Below are 17,266 nucleotides of genomic sequence, written 5' to 3'. Positions count from 1 at the left end.
GCCCCAGTGAAAACGACGACTGCTCAACCCACCTCCCCGACCAGCGACCTCTCCGGGCACACGCCCATGATGGCGCAGTACCTGGGCCTCAAGGCGAACCATCCGGACACGCTGTTGTTCTACCGGATGGGCGACTTCTACGAACTGTTCTGGGCCGATGCCGAAAAGGCCGCCCGCCTGCTCGACATCACCCTCACCCAGCGCGGCCAGTCGGCTGGCCAGCCTGTGGTGATGTGCGGCGTGCCTTTCCATGCGGTCGACACCTACCTCGCGCGGCTCATCAAGCTCGGCGAATCGGTCGCCATCTGCGAACAGGTGGGCGAGGTCGGCGCGAGCAAGGGGCCGGTGGAGCGAAAGGTGATGCGCGTGGTCACGCCCGGCACGCTGACCGATTCGGAACTGCTCAGTGACAAGAGCGAATCGCTGCTGCTCGCGGTGCATGCGGGCACGCGCAATTTCTGCGGGCTCGCGTGGCTGAGCGTGACGGGTGCCGAGCTGCGGCTGGCCGAGTGCCCGGCCGATGCGCTCGAAGCGTGGATCGCGCGCATCGCGCCGAGCGAACTGCTGTACAGCGCGGAGGTAACGCCGGCTTTCGAGCAACGGCTCAAGGCCGCTCGCGCGGCGACGCCCTTCACGCTCTCGATCCGCCCCGCGTGGCAGTTCGACGGCGGTCTTGGCGAGCGAAAGCTCAGCGAGCAGATGGGCAGCAACAGTCTCGCCGCGTGGAACGCCGAATCGCTTACCAATGCACATGCCGCGGCCGCCGCGCTGCTGGGCTATGCCGAGCACACACAGGGCCGCGCGCTCTCGCACGTGCAACGGCTTTCTGTCGAGCGCGACGGCGACCTGATCGAGCTGCCGCCCACCACGCGGCGCAACCTCGAGCTGGTGCAGACGCTGCGCGGCGAAGACTCGCCCACGATGTTCTCACTGCTCGACACCTGCATGACGGGCATGGGCAGCCGGCTCGTGAAGCGCTGGCTGCTCTCGCCGCGCCGCGACCGCACCGAGGCGCAAGCCCGGCTCGAAGCCATCGGTGCGCTGCAGTCCACGGTGCTGGGCGGCACGGCCGCGCCCTGGCGCACGCTGCGGGAACAACTGAAGAACACGAGCGACGTGGAACGCATCGCGGCGCGCATCGCGCTCAGGCAGGTGCGTCCGCGCGAGCTGCTGGCGCTGCGCCTCGCGCTCGACAAGGCCGAGCAACTGGCGCCGCTCCTCCCCGCCTCCGCCCCGCTGTTGGCGCGCATTACCGAGCGGCTCGCGCCGCCCCCGGGTTGCGCCGACCTGCTGGTGAGCGCGATCAAGCCCGACCCGTCGGCGCTGGTGCGCGACGGCGGCGTGATCGCCACCGGCCACGATGCCGAACTCGACGAGCTGCGCGCCATCAGCGACAACTGCGACGACTTCTTGCTGAAGCTCGAAATCAGCGAACGCGAGCGCACCGGCATCAGCAACTTGCGGGTGCAGTTCAACCGCGTGCACGGCTTCTACATCGAGATCACGCAAAGCGCGCTCTCGAAGGTGCCCGACAACTACCGCCGCCGCCAGACGCTGAAGAACGCCGAGCGCTTCATCACGCCCGAGCTGAAGGCCTTCGAGGACAAGGCACTGAGCGCGCAAGACCGCGCGCTGGCCCGCGAGAAATGGCTCTACGAGCAACTGCTCGATGCGCTGCAACCCTCGGTGCACGCCCTCACGCAACTGGCCGGCGGCATCGCGACGCTCGATGCGCTGTGCGCGCTGGCCGAGCGCTCGCACACGCTGCACTGGCGCGCGCCGACCTTCGTGGCGCACCCGTGCATCGAAATCCAGCAAGGGCGCCATCCGGTGGTGGAAGCGCGGCTGGCCGAAAAGTCGTCGGGCGGCTTCATCGCCAACGACACGCATCTCGGGCCGCAGCAGCGCATGCAGGTCATCACCGGGCCGAACATGGGCGGTAAATCGACGTACATGCGGCAGGTGGCGATCATCGTGCTGCTCGCCTCCATCGGCTCGCACGTGCCGGCGGCAGCCTGCCGGCTCGGGCCGATCGACGCGATCCACACACGCATCGGCGCCGCGGACGACCTGGCCAATGCGCAGTCGACCTTCATGCTGGAGATGACCGAGGCCGCGCAGATCCTGCACAGCGCCACGGCGCAGTCGCTGGTGCTGATGGACGAAATCGGCCGCGGCACGAGCACCTTCGACGGGTTGGCGCTGGCCGCGGGCATCGCGGCGCAGCTGCACGACCGCAGCAAGGCCTTCACGCTGTTCGCGACCCACTACTTCGAGCTGACCGAGTTCCCGGCCACGCACCACGGTGCGGTGAACATGCATGTGAGCGCGACCGAGGCAGGCCGCGACATCGTGTTCCTGCACGAAATGCAGCCCGGCCCGGCCAGCAAGAGCTACGGCATCCAGGTGGCGCGGCTTGCCGGCATGCCGGCGGCCGTGGTCAACCACGCGCGCCAGGCACTGGAAGCACTCGAATCGCAGCATGCGCAAACGCGTGCGCAGGTCGACCTGTTCGCACCCCCGCCCGTGGCCGAAACGCCTCTGGCCAGCGCCGTAGAATCCGCGCTGGCCGCGCTAGACCCCGACACCATGAGCCCGCGCGAGGCCCTCGACGCGCTCTATGCCCTCCAGAAACTGAACACGCGTGAACGCAGTGCCGCCTGAGCGGGCCTGATTCATGCGAGAAGAACTCATGACTTATTGCGTAGGCATCAAACTCAACGCCGGCCTGGTGTTTCTCTCCGATTCGCGCACGAACGCGGGCGTGGATCACATCAGCACCTTCCGCAAGATGATCGTCTACGAGCAGCCGGGCGACCGGGTGATGGTGCTGCTGTCCTCGGGCAACCTCAGCATCTCGCAGTCGGTGCGCGAAATCCTCCAGATCGAGGAACTGCGCGAGACGCGCGAAGACGGCACGCAGGGCGAGCCGATCACCATCTGGAACGCCAAGAGCATGTTCGACGCCGCGCGCGTACTCGGCTCGGCGGTGCGCCATGTGTACGACCGCGATGCCGAGGCGCTCAAGCACGCGGGACTCGACTTCAACGTGTCCTTCATCTTCGGCGGGCAGGTCAAGGGCGAAGGCATGCGCCTCTTCCTGGTCTATGCCGCGGGCAACTTCATCGAGGCGACCACCGAGACGCCCTACTTCCAGGTCGGCGAGTCGAAGTACGGCAAGCCCGTGCTCGACCGCGTGCTCACGCCCGAGACACCGCTCGACGAGGCCGCCAAGTGCGCGCTGGTGTCGATGGACTCGACCATGAAGTCGAACCTCTCGGTGGGCCTGCCGCTCGACCTGGTGGTGTACGAAGCCAACAAGTACGAGACCGACCGGGTGATCTGCATCGACGCCGACAACCCCTACTACCGCATGATGCACAACAGCTGGGGCCAGAAGCTGCGCGAGGTGTTCGACAGCATCGAGGACCCGGTGTGGGACGACTCCGCCACCGACCATCCGCTGAAGATGCCGGCCACACGGCACAGCCCGCTGCGCAAGATCTCCACGCCGGACGAAAAGCTCATCTGAGCGCGGCATCGGCCATGGCCATGCCGCCCGTCGTCTTCTCGCACGGCAACAGCTTCCCCGCGAGCACTTACCGCGTCGTCCTCGACAGCCTGCGCAACCGCGGCTTCGAGGTCGATGCCATCGAGAAATTCGGGCACGACCCGAAGTACCCCGTCACCGACAACTGGCCGCACCTGGTGCAGCAGCTGGCCGATTTCGCCCAGGTGCGCGCCGACCGCGCGGGCGGGCCGGTGTTTCTCATCGGCCATTCGCTCGGCGGCTTCCTGAGCCTGATGTGCGCGGCGCTGCATCCGGCGCTCGGGCGCGGCGTGGTGCTGATCGATTCGCCGATCCTCGGCGGCTGGCGCGCGAACACGCTCAATGTGGTCAAGCGCACGCCGCTCATGAAGAGCATTTCGCCCGGCGCCATCAGCCAGAAACGCAAGAACAGCTGGGCGCACCGCGAGGCGGTGTTCGAGCATTTCCGCAGCAAGAAGGCGTTTGCGAAGTGGGACGAGCAGATGCTGCACGACTACATCGACCACGGCACCTTCGACGGCATCGCCGCTGGCGAGGACAGCCGCGAACTCAGCTTCGACCGCGACGTGGAAACCGCGATCTACAACACCCTGCCCCACAACCTGGGCGCGCTGCTGCGCAGGCACCCACTCAAGTGCAAGGCGGCGTTCATCGGCGGGCGGCAGTCGGCCGAGATGAAGCGCGTGGGCATGGCGATGACCGAGCAGGTGACCAGGGGGCGCATCACGATGCTCGACGGGACGCACCTGTTTCCGATGGAAAAACCGCTGGCTACCGCAGCTGCCGTCGAAGCCGCGCTTCGCAACCTGTTGTAAGGCAGGCTGGCACCCGATGCCGGGGGTGGGTAACCCGAGCGGCGGAATGACGCCGGATCGGCCCTCGGGGCTGCGCGACGGCCATGCCCATCACGCCAACTCCCCTGCTACACATTTCTCAAGCGAAACATTCCGATTAGAGCGATAGTTCCTGCTCGCTCGCGGTCTCCCTGTTTTCAGTTGGGTGACTCCAAGATACAACTGGCAATACTCTGCAACAATCTCCCTTTATAAGTAAAAACGTCCTACCAGATCAGGCCCCGTTCAGAATCCCGCCCACATGTCCAATTTGCAGCTGGAAGACGTCGAAATCGTTTCCTTGAGTCCCGCGCTGGTGGTCGAAGACGATCCGGCAATGCGCGAGCGGCTCGCCTACGTGCTGTCCACGCTCGGCTGCGACGAACCGCAGATCGCCTGGGCCGACAGCGTGACCGCGGCCAAGGAACTGCTCGACGAACGCGATTTCGGCGTTGCGCTGGTCGATATCGGCCTGCCCGACGGCAGCGGCGTCGAGCTGATCGGCTGGATGCGGGCGCATCACCCCAGGGTGCCCGCGGTGGTGGTCTCGGCCTGGCGGACCGAGGAAATCATCTTCGCGGCGCTGCGTGCCGGCGCCATCGGCTACTTGCTGAAGGAACGCGACGATCTGGAACTGAGCATCGCGCTGCGCAGCATCGAGCAAGGCGGCGCGCCCATCGATCCGGCGATCGCGCGCCGCATCCTCGGCTGGCTCGCGGCGCAGCAGACTTCGCTGTCGGCGGTGCTGGCCACCGATGCGCCACCCCCGCTGCCGGTGGCGCTGACACCGCGCGAACGAAAAATCCTCGAACTCGTGGCGCAGGGGCTGAGCAACCGCGACATGGCCGAATCGCTGTCGATCTCGCGCCTCACGGTGGAATGCCACACAAAAAACATCTACCGCAAGCTGGCCGTCACCTCGCGCACCGAGGCGGTGTACCAAGGCCGCAGGCACGGCCTGTTGAGCTGACCGGCCCGCGTCCGCTCATCTCACCTCACTCACCTCACCAGGCGTAGCCCGCCTGCACCCGCGCTGCGACGCGGTTGTTGCTGCCGCTGCTGGTCGCGGTGGAAACACCCAGCCCCAGGTTCAGGTTGTCGCTGACCTGATAGCCGAAGGCAAAGCCGATGGCCGATGCGCCGGCGTAGTTGCCCACGGCCGCGCCCATCCACTTCTTGCCCACCGGCAGCGTCGGCATCGACGGCATGGCCAGTGCCGCGGCAACGCCCTGCGCGGCGAAGGCGTTCGCCTGGCTGGTCGCGTTGCTCACCGCCTGCTGCAACTGGTTGACGTTGACGGCATCGGTGCCCAGCACGCCGGGCGCCACATTCGTGATGCCGCGCAACTGGCTGGTTGCCGCATTGCCCACCGACACGGTGTTGTCGCGGTCGGCCACCGAGCCCTGCCCCAGCGCGACCGAATTGCTGCCGGTGGCCAGCGTGTTGGCCCCCAGCGCGACCGCATTGTTGCCGGCGGCCACCGCGTTGTTGCCCACGGCGGTGGTCGGGTCGGCCAGCGCCCGGGCGCCTGCGCCGATGGCGACCGAGCCCGCGTGATCGGCTTTGGCCCCGTTGCCGATGGCGACGGTGTTCTCGCCGTTGGCCTGCGCGTTGGTGCCCATCGACGTGCTGCCGGCGCCGCCCGCACTGGCGCCTGGACCGCAGGCCACGGCACCGCCCGCACCCACTGCGCAGACGCCGCTGCGCAGGGCCTGGTTCATCAGGGTCTGCAGTGCGGTGACCTGCTGGACGGTGAAGTTGTTCGCCGTGGTGACGGCGGCCTGCTGCGCCTGCTGCACCTGCCCGACGTTGGCAGCATCCGTGGTGGCCTGGCCCGCGCTCACGTTGTTGATGGTGGTGCCGGCGCCGCCGTTGGCATTGAGCTGCAGCGATGTGCCGCCCGCGCCGTACTGCGCCGAGTTCTGCGCTGCGCCGAGTGCGGTGTCAGCGGTCTGCTTCACGGTGTTCAGCTGGCCGACGTTGGCAGCATCCGTGGCGGCCTGTCCCGCACTCACGTTGTTGATGACGGTGCCGGCACCGCCATTGGCGTTGAGCTGCAGCGAGGTGCCGCCCGCGCCGTACTGCGCCGAGTTCTGCGCCGCGCCCAGTGCGGTGTCGGCAGTCTGCTTCACGGTGTTCAGCTGGCTGCCGTTGACGGCATCGGTGCTGGTGGCGTTCACCGCGCCGGCGCTCACGTTGACCAGGGTGCGCGTCTGGCCTGCGGAACCGAAGGACACCGTGTTGGCCGCCGTGGCGACGGAGTTCGCGCCGAGCGCCACGCTGCCGTTCGCGCCGCTCGCCACCTGGCTGCCCGACCCGATGGCCACACCGCCCGTTGCCAGCGCCGAGGCGCCCGAAGCGCCATTGCTCGCGCCGCCGATGGCCGTGCTGCCGCTGCCGGACGCCACGGCGCCCTGGTTGGTGCCGGCGGCGCTGCCGATGGCGATGGCGGAGGCGCCCGTGGCCTGTGCGCCGCTGCCGCCGGAGGGTGCGGAATTGCCGCAACAGCCTGCCACACCCGCACCGCCCGCCCCGACGGCAATGGCGCCGGAGGCCGAGGCCTGGGCGCCGACCCCTCCGGCGCCGCCGGTGCCGCCTGCTTCGCCCAATCCGCCCGTGCCGCCACCGCCGATCGCCGTGGCGCCGCTGACGGATGCCGCAGCGCCGCCTCCGCCCCTGCCACCGGTTCCCCCCGAAGTTCCGGTGCCACCGTCGCCACCCGCACCCAACGACGTGGCTCCGTCGCCCGAGACCATGGCCGCACCGCCTCCAGCGCCGCCCGCTCCCGCGGACTGCCCCACGCCAACGCCACCCGCAACGCCATCGGCGAATCCCGCTGCATGGGCGCCTCCCGCAAGCAGCAACGCAATCACGGGCAGATGCCGAAGAGAGCGCTTGCGCAACCCTGCGCAGGCGCCGGCTGGGTGGATCTGGATGGACATGGACTGCTTCTTTCTTGAAAAACGGACAGGACAAAAACGCGACGAAGTGTGTCTTTCTGTTATCAACGGGGCCATCCCCGAGAACTGGTAAACGGAATGCCCTCCCCCGAACATCGACTGCCGGTTGGCCCTCGACTTGCGCGCCGAAGCCGATTGGCAAGAGCACGGGCATGGCTTGCCGCGTCGCTGGGGGCGTTTCTTTTCCTGCTGTTCGTGGCGACGCCGTCGACGGCAATGGCGCAGCAGCTTCCTTCTCCCGAACTCCATGTCGAAGCCGTGCGCGGCACCGGTTGGGACGAAACCACGCCACCCGCCGACGGCTGGACGCCCGTCACCCTGCCCGACAGCTGGCCCGACCGCTGGCCCGGTTTCGACGGCGTGGTCTGGTACCGGCTGACCTGGACACAGCCCGCGCAGGCGCACGAGGCCGGGCTGCTGCTGAACTACTTCAACATGGCCGGCGCGGTGTTCCTCAACGGCACGCCGATCCTTCGCGACCCGAACCTCGTCGAGCCGCTCACGCGCTCATGGAACACGCCGCACTACTGGCTGCTGGCGTCGCCGCTGCTGCGCCCCGGCGCCACCAACACGCTGCTGGTGCGCGTTTCGGGCCTCTCGCCCTACCAGCCGGGGCTGGGGCCGGTGCGTCTGGGCGCGCCGGCCGCGATGCAGGCGCTGTACGAGCGCGAGCGCCTTTTTCGCCACGACCTGCCGATGCTGGGCCTCGCGCTGAGCGCGGTGGTCTCGGCCTTCTTCGCGGCCCTGTGGGTGTTGCGCCGCAGCGAGACGGCCTACGGCTGGTTCGCGCTGATGTCGGTGCTCTGGCTGACGTACGGCTACAACCACGTCGCCACGACGCCCTGGCCCTTCACGAACAACCACAGCTGGCAGGCGTTCAACACCTCGGCGTTCCTCGCGTTCAGCGTGGCCTTTCTGGTCTTCACGCTGCGCTTTTGCGAACGGCGCATGCCGCGCCTGGAAATCGCGGCGCTGCTGCTCGTGAGCGTGGGCTGGGCCGATCTCTGGACCGCGGGCATGCCGTCGCTGCCCCTGCACCGGGCCGTGTGGGGGCTGGTGGGCGGGCTGATGACGATTGCCGTGTGCTGCGCGGCGCTGCTCCACGCCCTGCGCGTGCGCCAGGGTCCGGTACTCGCCCTGGCGCCGTTCATGGCGATGTCCGCCGTGACCGGCACGCACGACCTGCTGGTGTTCACGCAGGTGATCGACAGCAACATCTACTACACGACGCTGTCGTCCTACGCGCTGCTGCTGGGCATGGCGCTGATCCAGGCCGGCCGCTTCGTGAAGAGCCTCGAGCGCATCGAGAACTTCAACACCGAGCTGATCGAGGAAGTGAACGCCGCCAAGGCCGAGCTGGCCGCCACGCTCGCGCAGCAGCACGCGCTGGAGCTGGCACATGCGCGCATCGGCGAGCGGGTGAACCTCGCGAGCGACCTGCACGACGGGCTGGGCGGCATGCTGGTCGGCAGCATCGCGACGCTGGAGCGCACGCCCGAGAACCTCTCGGCACCCGAACTGCTCGCGATGCTCAAGAGCCTGCGCGACGACCTGCGGCTGATCATCGAAGCCACCGGCCGCCACGACGGCGCACGCGCGTTCGGCGAACTGCTCGCGCCGCTGCGGCACCGCACCTCGCAACTGCTCGATGCGAACGGCATCGACTGCCACTGGCAGGTGTCGGACCTCGAGACGCTCGAACTGCCGCCCTCGCAGAGCCTGGACCTGCTGCGCTTTCTGCAGGAGGCGCTGACCAATGTGCTCAAGCACAGCGCGAGCCGGCGCGTGGATGTGGCCGTAAGCCGCGACGGCGCGGAACTGAAGCTCAGCGTGCGCGACAACGGCCGCGGCTTCGTGGTCGATGAGGCCGACAAGGCCGCAGGTTCCGGCTTGCGCAGCCTGCGCGCCCGGACGCGTCGCCTCGGGGCCGAGCTTCAGCTGCAGTCGCGGCCCGGCGAGACCCAGCTGGCGCTGCGGATGCCGCTGGCACCCGCAGCCTGAACGACTCGCGGAATTACTCCGCCCAGACCACCGTGCCGGTCCACGCCGTCACCAGCACCACGATGCCGAAGGCGATGCGATACCAGGCGAACGGAATGAAGTTGTGGGTGCTGATGAACTTCAGCAGCCAGCGCACGCACAGCCACGCGCTGATGAACGAGAACACGAGGCCCACGGCGAACAGCGGGATGTCGGCCACCGACAGCAGCGCGCGCTCCTTGTAGACGCTGTACGCGCCAGCGCCGATCAGCGTCGGGATCGCGAGGAAGAAAGAGAAATCGGTCGCCGCCTGGCGCGAGAGGCCCAGCAGCATGCCGCCGATGATGGTCGAGCCGCTGCGGCTCGTGCCCGGGATCATCGCGAAGCACTGCACCAGGCCGACCTTGAGCGCGTCCCACGCCGTGAGGTCATCAACATGTTCGACGCGCACCGAACCCGGCGGCCGCTTCTCGGCCCACAGGATGATGAAGCCGCCGATGATGAAGGTGCTGGCCACCACGGTCGGGATGAACAGGTGCGCCTTGATCACCTTGCCGAACAAGAGGCCCAGCACCACCGCGGGCAGGAAGCCGATGAGGATGTTGAGCGCGAGGCGCTGCGCCTTGGGTTGCCGCGGCAGCGCCACGACGGTCGATTTGATCTTCTGCCAGTAGACCAGGATCACCGCGAAGATCGCGCCGGTCTGGATGGCGATCTCGAAGACCTTGCCCCGGTTGTCGCCGAAGCCGCCGAGCAGCGACCCCGCAAGAATCAGATGGCCCGTCGACGAGATCGGCAGGAACTCGGTCAGCCCCTCGACGATGCCCATGATCGCGGCCTTGACCAGCAAAACAATATCCACGCGTGCTCCTTCAACAAAGAGCGCCAATTATGGCGAGGGCATCGGTCAGCTTCGGTTCAGGTGAGAGGCGAGTACGAGTACCGAATACCTAATTTCGGGGATGTTCACCCTGCAGGCGCCGATACATATTGCAACCTGAACATTCAAAGTGCCCCCAAGGAGTCCTGCCATGCGAACGTCGACTTCCACGGACGAGCGCGAATCAACCGCCCAAGACCACGGCCGGGACCGGCTGAAGCCCCCTCTCGCGATCGAGCGGGAGCAGTGCGAATCGATGCGCCGCGTGACCGGTGCGACCGGCGCCTCGACCCACGAGCTCCAGCTGCTGATGCAGCGGCTGGTCGACATCGACCGCTCGGGCAAGAGCGCGGGCATCGTCGCGCAGGGCAACATCGCCGCCGACCGGATGGAGGCCGAGGTCCAGTTGCTCGACGTGGGCGACGGCTGTATCGCCGGGCAGCAGGCCAATGCCTGCCAGCGCATCGACTTCGGCCTGCTCGAGCCGCTGAACCCCGCGCACGACAAGAAGTGGTACGCGCGCTGGAAGTTCTGGAGCTTCATCCTCGGCGCGGCCGGCCCGGTGGCCTCGCTCACGCTGCAGGGCCTGGCGCTGCGCCCGAGCGAGCCCGAAGACGCGCACGCCGACCTCGTGGCCAAGGCGCGCAAGGTGCTGGAGAGCTGGCGCCGGACCTCCGACCCGCTCTTCTGGTCGGCCGTCGAAGACTATGTGCGGCAGCAGGCCTTCTCGCTCGAAACGCAGGCGTACCTCATGCACTGCATCGCGGCCGTGTTCAGCGGCGACACGATGAAGCTGTCGAACGAGCAGAGCGAAGAACTCACCGGCCTGCTCACCGACACCTATTGCGATGCGCTCGGCACCGCGGCCACGATGCCTTCGTCGGACATCTACCGGCGCCTTGCCGAAGGCCTGGAAGCAACCGACCGCGAGACCGGCGTGCACCGCATGCTGGGCCGCAGCGATGCGGCGCAGATCGCGATGACCACGCTGGTCAGCGCCATCGGCCACGACGGCTCACACTGAGCGCGGCTGCCCGGTTCGCTCGCGCAGGGCGCGCACGGCGCTGTCGACCGTCGTGAGCACAGGCAGGCCGCTGGCCGCTTCGCAGGCGGCACGAGCGCGCGCCATGCTGAACTGCGCGAGCGCGATGCGGGTGCAGCCGCGATCGCGCAGCACCGCGGCCTGCGCGGCAATCAATGCGTCGTGCCGCTGCGTGTCGCCGGCGTTCAGTGCATCGAGCGCGCCGTCGGCCAGTGCCAGCTCCAGCGCGGCGCCGACGGGAAACTCGGGCGGCATCGAAGCGAGCGTGGGCGCGAACGTTGCGATCAACCCCAGCCGCCCTTCCACCTGCATCGCCTCGGCGATCATGGCCTCGTTGGGCTTGAGCACCGGAATGCCCGCATGCCGCCGCGCCACCGCCTCGATGCACGGCCCGAAGGCCGAGCAGGTGAAGAGGATGCCTTCGGCGCCTGTGTCGACCGCGTACTGCGCGAGGCGCTGAAACCGTTCGTGCATCGCCGCATCCAGCCCGCGCCCGTTGCGTGCGAGGTCGGCCGAGAGGCTGTCGTCGAGCAGGTTCATGCGCACCGCCTCGGGCCAGTCGCGCGCGAAGGCTTCGTTGATGGGCGCGACCGAATGCGAGAGCGCGTGGATGAGGGCGATGCGTGTCATGAATTCAGAGGCTCAGATGCCCTTGGAAGACGGGTTCGCGAACGCCTCTTTCGTCTCGGCATTGAGCGGGTAGTTGATGTTGATGCCCTTCGGCGGAATCGGCGACATGAACCACTTGGCATAGAGCTTTTCCATCTCGCCCGACTTCATCATGCCCGACACCACGCGGTCGACCAGCGCCTTGAAGGCCGCGTCGTCCTTGCGGAACATCAGCGACTGGTTCTCGGTGCGCAGGCTCTCGCCGGTGATGATGAAGTCCTTCGGGCTGCGCGCATTCGCGATCTGGCCGGCCAGGAGGATGTCGTCGAGCACGAAGGCCTGCGCACGGCCGCTTTCCACCAGCAGAAACGAATCGCTGTGGTCCTTGCCCGCAAGGTTGGTCACTTCGAGGCTTCGACCGCGGTCAGCCTCGCGCAGCAGGCGGAACGAGGTGGTGCCGCTGGTGGTGGCGACCGTCTTGCCCTGCAGGTCGGCAATGCCCTTGATGCCCGAATCGGCCTTCACCAGCATGCGCACGTTGTAGCGAAAGATGTCGGGCGAGAACGCCACCTGCTTCTGCCGCTCGACCAGGTTGGTGGTGGAGCCGCACTCGATGTCCACCGTGCCGTTCTGCACCAGCGGAATGCGGTTGGCCGAGGTGACGGCCTGGTACTTGATCTCGATGGCCGGCAGCTTGAGTTCGGTCTTCACCGCCTCGACGATGCGGTTGCAGATCTCGATGCTGTAGCCGACCGGCTTCAGGTTGCCGTCCAGGTACGAGAAGCCGAACGACGACTCGCGGTAGCCGAAGGTGATGGCGCCGCTCGCCTTGATCTTGGCGAGCGTGTCGTTCTCCTGCGCATGCGCGGCAGCGAACGGCAACAGGGTGCAGGCCGCCGCGAGAGCGGCAACACCGAAGGAAATCGGCAGACGAAGCTTGGGCATGGGAGCGCTCCTCGGAACGGCGGGTTGAAGAAAACGGCGAAGGGAACAGCGAAGGAATACGGGGTCGCGGTCAGCGCGCGGCGGCGCTCGTCACCGCATCGATGGAGGCCGCGAGACGGGCGGCGATTTCCTGCAGGTCCTGCCGCGTCGCGATGAAGGGCGGCGCGAGCAGCACGTGGTCGCCCTGGCGGCCATCGACGGTGCCGCCGAAGGGGTAGCACAAGAGGCCACGCGACATCGCGTCCTTCTTGATGAGCGCATTGACCTTGAGCGAAGGATCGAAGGGCGCCTTGCTCGCGCGGTCGGCGACCAGCTCGATGCCCCAGAAGAAGCCGCGGCCGCGGATGTCGCCCACGTGCGCGTGACTGCCAAGCGCCTCGGCCAGCATCGCGCCGAAGGCTACGCCGTCTTCGCGCACCTTGGCGACGAGGCCGTCGCGGCGGATCACCTGCTGCACCGCGAGCGCCGCCGCACAGGCCATCGGGTGGCCGAGGTAGGTGTGGCCGTGCTGGAAGAAGCCGCTGCCCTTGGACATGGCCTCGACGATCTTCTGCTGCGCGAGCACCGCGCCGATGGGCTGGTAGCCGCCGCCCAGGCCTTTGGCGATGGTGATGAGGTCGGGTGCGATGCCCTCCTGCTCGCACGCATGCAGCGAGCCGGTGCGGCCCATGCCGCACATCACCTCGTCGAGGATCAGCAGCACGCCGTACTTGTCGCACACGGCGCGCACCGCCTTGAAGTAGCCTGGCACGGGCGTGAGCACGCCGGCCGTGGCGCCGCCCACCGTTTCGGCGACGAAGGCGATCACGCGATCCGCGCCCTGCGCGACGATGGCCGCGTCGAGCTCGGCCGCGAGGCGCAGGCCGTACTGCTCGGCGCTCTCGCCCTCGCGCTGCTCGCGGTACGGATAGCACGGCGACACATGCGTGGCCGGCACGAGGATCGGCGCGAACGGCTCGCGGCGCCATGCGTTGCCGCCCACCGCGAGCGCGCCCAGCGTGTTGCCGTGATAGCTCTGGCGGCGCGCGATGAAGTGCGTGCGCTGCGGCTGGCCGATCTCGACGAAGTACTGCCGCGCCATCTTGAGCGCCGACTCCACCGCTTCCGAGCCGCCGCTCACCAGATACACGTGGCTCATGCCCTCGGGCGCGGAAGTGATGAGCTCGTCGGCCAGCTGCTCGGCCACTTCGCTCGTGAAGAAGCTGGTGTGGGCGTAGGCCAGTTTGTCGAGCTGCGCGTGCATGGCGGCCAGCACCTCGGGGTGCGCATGGCCGAGCGACGAGACGGCCGCGCCGCCCGAGGCATCGAGGTATTCGCGCCCTTCGGCGTCGCGGATGAACATGCCCTGCGAGCCGGCGGCAACAGGCGGGGTCTGGCGAAGGTGGCGGTGGAAGACGTGCGTCATGGCGGCGAAATCTTGGAACAGTCTTTGGAACTAACGTTTCGGTCGAATTATTGTTTGGAACATTTGTTCCGTCAACTGTTTCATCGTTCCATGTCCGGTACATTCGTTCCAACAGCAGCCAGAAGAGAGACACCGCCATGGGCGCCAGAGACCAGATCCGCCAGCGTTTCAACGAGCTGAGCCCCGCCCTGCAGCAGGTCGCGCGCTACGTGCTCGACCACCCCAACGAAGTGGTCACCGCCTCGATGCGCAACGTCGGCACGCGCGCGCAGAGCACGCCCGCCACGCTGGTGCGTTTCGCGCAGAACCTCGGCTATTCGGGCTGGCCGCAGCTCAAGGAAGCCTTCGCCGGCGACATGGGCCTGGGCACCGAAACCTATGGCGGACGCGCCAAGCAACTCGTCGGCCGTTCGCACGACCGCGGTCTCACCGGCGAGATGTTCGAGGTGCAGCGCCGCAACCTCGAAGCCACGCACCAGCAGAGCGAGCAGGCGCTGCAGAAGGCCTGCACGCTGATCGAGAAGGCGCCGGCCGTGCATGCCGCGGGCTTTCGCGCGTGCTTTCCGATCGCGTTCTCGTTCGTCTATGTGTATCGGCTCTTCCGCGCCAGCGTCCACCTGGTCGATGGCCAGGGCGGATCGCTCGAGATGCAGCAGCGCGCCTTCGCCAAGGGTGATGCGCTCGTGGTGGCGAGCTTCGCGCCCTACTCGCGCGAAGCGCTGCAGGTGACCGAGGCCGCCAAGGCGGCCGGCTGCCGCATCGTCGCGATCACCGACAGCGTGACCTCGCCGCTCTCGCTGCTGGCCGACGAAACGCTGCTCTTCACGATCAACAGCCCGTCGTTCTTTCCCTCGGTCGCGGCCGGCGTGGCGGTGACCGAGGCGCTGGTCGAACTGCTCGCGAGCCGCGCGGGCAAGTCGGGCATCAAGCGCATCGACCAGGCGGAGGCGCAGCTCTTCGAATCGGGTGCGTACCTCATGGCGCCGGCGCCGCGCGGATAGGCGCCGGACGACGGAACCACGCCCGAACGCGGGTGTCCAACACCTGTCGCGGCGCCTTGTCGCGACAGGAGGTAATGACCATGAAGCAAGTGAAGCATTGGCAAGACCCCGTCAACGCCGTCGCCGGCGCCTGGCTGATCGTCTCGCCCTGGGTTCTGGGCTTTCAGGGCATCTCGCCCGCCATGTGGACCATGGTGGCAACCGGCATCGTGCTGGGCGCCGTGGCACTGGGCGCGACCTTCGTGCCGAAGCAGTGGGAAGAGTGGACCGAAGTGGCCCTCGCGGTGTGGCTTGCCGCATCGCCGTGGCTGGTCGGTTTCGCCGCGATGGAAACGGCGATGGTCAACGCGGTGCTCGTGGCCGCGGTGATCCTGGTGCTCGCCCTCTGGGTGCTGGTGACCGACAAGGACTACCTTGGCGGGATGATGGACCGTCCGGCGCACTGAACGAGCGCGCCGTGAAACGAGGCCCGCCGCAGGGGCGGTGAGGCCGACTGGATGGGCATGACGCCCATCCGCGAAACCGCCCTCTCCGCCTTCTTTTCTTCTTATTGCGCGCGAGGGACGGTAGGTTGTTGTTGCTGCGCCGTGGCCGCGGTGCCGTCCGGGTTGTTGCTCATCCAGTCGGCCTGCCAGCCACCGCCCATCGCCTGGATGAGCGCGATCGCCGAAGCCTGGCGATTGACCTGCAACTGCACCAGCGCACGCCGCGCGTTCAGTGCGGCCGCTTGCGCCGTCACCACGTCGGTGTAGCTCACCTGCGCCGCGCGATAGCGGTTGAGCAACTGCTGCTCGGTCTTGTCGGCCGCGAGCGTGGCTTCGCGGCGGAAGCCCTCCTGCTGCGCGAGCGTAGCGCCCGTCGTCAGCTGGTCTTCCACCGCCTGGAACGCGGTGAGCACCGTCTGGCGGTAGCGCGCCACAGCAGATTCATGGCCGGCCTTGGCGGCATCGACGCTCGCGCCGATCGCGCCCGCATCGAACACCACCTGCGCCACCGAGAAGCCGAGCGACCACAGCGTGTTGGCCGAGCTGAACAGGTCCTTCACGCGGCTCGCGTTGCTGCTGCCGACCGATGCGGTCAGCGGGATGTCCGGGAAGTACGCGGCGCGCGCAATGCCGATCTGCGCGTTGGCAGATGCGACCGAGCGCTCCGCCGCCGCGATGTCGGGGCGGCGCTGCAGCAGCGTCGAGGGCACGCCGGTCGGCACGCCGGGCACCGTGGGTGTCCATTTCGCGGCCGGCAGGGTGAAGTCGGCGGGCGCCACGCCCACCAGCATCGCGATGGCATGTTCGAGCGTGGCGCGCGTGCGCGTGAGGCCCACGCGGTCGGCCTTGGCGTTGACGAGCTGCGTCTGTGCCTGCAGCACGTCGGTCTGCGCGGCGATGCCTGCCGCATAGCGGTTGCTCGTGATCTCGAAGGCGCGCTGGTAGCCCGCGATGGTTTCGTCGAGCAGCACGATCTCGGCATCGGCTTCGCGCAGCGAGAAGTAGTTGGTCGCAAGGTCACCGATAGCCGAGAGCCGCGCCGCCGCGAGGTCGGCCTCGCTCGCCTGCGCATTGGCCTGCGCGCTGCTCACCGCTTCGCGCAGGCGCCCCCAGACGTCGGGCGTCCAGCTCGCGTTCAGCGAGGCGGAGAAACTGTTCGATGGGCTCGCTGTGTCGCTGTTGCTGTTCACATTGCCGCTGCGCCGCCCGCTGCCGCTGAACGACACCGAGGGGAACAGCGCCGCGCGCTCGCCGCGCACCAGGGCCTGGGCCTGCGTGTAGTTGGCCACGGCGGCGGCGATGTTCTGGTTCGACACCTGCACCCGGCCAGCCAATTCGTCGAGCGTCGGGTCGGCGAAGAGCTTCCACCATTCGCCGCGGTCCAGCGCATCGGCCGGCGCGGCGGGCAGCCAGCCTTCGGCGGTCTGCTGCTCCTTCCAGCCAGCGGACGCGGCGGAGGTCGGCACCTGGTAAGCCGGCCCGACCGCGCAACCCGTGAGCAGCGCAGCAAGCGCGAGCGACGTGAGCGCGAAGCGGTTCGATCTGAGGGGAGAAAGCAGTGCGTTCATGGTGTTGT

General features: G+C 68.0%; 14 protein-coding genes. 8 read left to right on the top strand and 6 right to left on the bottom strand.

Going from position 1 to position 17,266, the window contains the following annotated elements; all coding sequences use genetic code 11:
• Positions 1-6: 6 nt before the first annotated feature.
• The 4 genes from mutS to NU688_RS12115 all read left to right on the top strand — a co-directional run bounded on the left by mutS (position 7) and on the right by NU688_RS12115 (position 5,353).
• Positions 7-2,664, top strand: coding sequence for a DNA mismatch repair protein MutS (gene mutS, locus NU688_RS12130; protein ID WP_257860860.1), 2,658 nt, complete (start codon positions 7-9; stop codon positions 2,662-2,664).
• Between the two features lie 28 nt (positions 2,665-2,692).
• Positions 2,693-3,532 (top strand): proteasome-type protease, encoded by an 840-nt coding sequence (locus tag NU688_RS12125; RefSeq protein ID WP_257860859.1) that lies wholly within the window; start codon positions 2,693-2,695, stop codon positions 3,530-3,532.
• A gap of 14 nt (positions 3,533-3,546) precedes the next feature.
• Entirely contained in the window at positions 3,547-4,365 is an 819-nt protein-coding gene (locus NU688_RS12120) for an alpha/beta fold hydrolase (protein ID WP_257860858.1), read from the top strand.
• Between the two features lie 280 nt (positions 4,366-4,645).
• A complete protein-coding gene (locus tag NU688_RS12115) occupies positions 4,646-5,353 on the top strand; it encodes a response regulator transcription factor (protein WP_257860857.1) in 708 nt (235 codons plus the stop codon).
• A 34-nt stretch (positions 5,354-5,387) separates the two neighbouring features.
• On the opposite strand, the gene NU688_RS12110 is transcribed toward NU688_RS12115, so the two are convergent.
• Positions 5,388-7,325, bottom strand: a complete 1,938-nt coding sequence (locus tag NU688_RS12110) for a YadA family autotransporter adhesin (protein WP_257860856.1) — start codon at positions 7,323-7,325, stop codon at positions 5,388-5,390.
• A 153-nt stretch (positions 7,326-7,478) separates the two neighbouring features.
• Here NU688_RS12110 and NU688_RS12105 point away from each other — a divergent pair, with 153 nt between their 5' ends.
• On the top strand, positions 7,479-9,344 hold the full coding sequence (locus NU688_RS12105; protein ID WP_257860855.1) for an ATP-binding protein: 1,866 nt from the start codon (positions 7,479-7,481) through the stop codon (positions 9,342-9,344).
• A 13-nt stretch (positions 9,345-9,357) separates the two neighbouring features.
• On the opposite strand, the gene NU688_RS12100 is transcribed toward NU688_RS12105, so the two are convergent.
• Positions 9,358-10,185, bottom strand: a complete 828-nt coding sequence (locus tag NU688_RS12100; RefSeq protein ID WP_257860854.1) for an undecaprenyl-diphosphate phosphatase — start codon at positions 10,183-10,185, stop codon at positions 9,358-9,360.
• 169 nt (positions 10,186-10,354) lie between these two features.
• Between NU688_RS12100 and NU688_RS12095 the strand changes: the two genes are divergently transcribed.
• Positions 10,355-11,227 (top strand): hypothetical protein, encoded by an 873-nt coding sequence (locus NU688_RS12095; protein WP_257860853.1) that lies wholly within the window; start codon positions 10,355-10,357, stop codon positions 11,225-11,227.
• Here the strand turns inward: NU688_RS12095 and NU688_RS12090 are convergent.
• From NU688_RS12090 to NU688_RS12080, 3 genes are all read right to left on the bottom strand, one after another.
• The gene (locus NU688_RS12090) at positions 11,219-11,875 is read right to left on the bottom strand and encodes an aspartate/glutamate racemase family protein (protein ID WP_257860852.1); all 657 of its coding nucleotides are present in this window, start codon (positions 11,873-11,875) and stop codon (positions 11,219-11,221) included. The two genes, NU688_RS12095 and NU688_RS12090, sit on opposite strands and share 9 nt — an antisense overlap.
• 12 nt (positions 11,876-11,887) lie before the next feature.
• Positions 11,888-12,799, bottom strand: a complete 912-nt coding sequence (locus NU688_RS12085) for a transporter substrate-binding domain-containing protein (RefSeq protein ID WP_257860851.1) — start codon at positions 12,797-12,799, stop codon at positions 11,888-11,890.
• 70 nt (positions 12,800-12,869) lie between these two features.
• Positions 12,870-14,204 (bottom strand): aspartate aminotransferase family protein, encoded by a 1,335-nt coding sequence (locus tag NU688_RS12080; protein ID WP_257860850.1) that lies wholly within the window; start codon positions 14,202-14,204, stop codon positions 12,870-12,872.
• Positions 14,205-14,341: 137 nt separating this feature from the next.
• Between NU688_RS12080 and NU688_RS12075 the strand changes: the two genes are divergently transcribed.
• The gene (locus NU688_RS12075; protein ID WP_257860849.1) at positions 14,342-15,205 is read left to right on the top strand and encodes a MurR/RpiR family transcriptional regulator; all 864 of its coding nucleotides are present in this window, start codon (positions 14,342-14,344) and stop codon (positions 15,203-15,205) included.
• An 80-nt stretch (positions 15,206-15,285) separates the two neighbouring features.
• Positions 15,286-15,651 (top strand): SPW repeat protein, encoded by a 366-nt coding sequence (locus tag NU688_RS12070; RefSeq protein WP_257860848.1) that lies wholly within the window; start codon positions 15,286-15,288, stop codon positions 15,649-15,651.
• A 101-nt stretch (positions 15,652-15,752) separates the two neighbouring features.
• On the opposite strand, the gene NU688_RS12065 is transcribed toward NU688_RS12070, so the two are convergent.
• Positions 15,753-17,258, bottom strand: a complete 1,506-nt coding sequence (locus tag NU688_RS12065) for an efflux transporter outer membrane subunit (protein ID WP_257860847.1) — start codon at positions 17,256-17,258, stop codon at positions 15,753-15,755.
• Between the last annotated feature and the right edge of the window lie 8 nt (positions 17,259-17,266).

Source organism: Variovorax sp. ZS18.2.2 (assembly GCF_024701975.1).
In the GTDB taxonomy this organism is placed as follows: domain Bacteria; phylum Pseudomonadota; class Gammaproteobacteria; order Burkholderiales; family Burkholderiaceae_C; genus Variovorax.
Note: the sequence above shows the minus strand (reverse complement) of the source record. Positions and strands in the feature narration are given on the sequence as shown.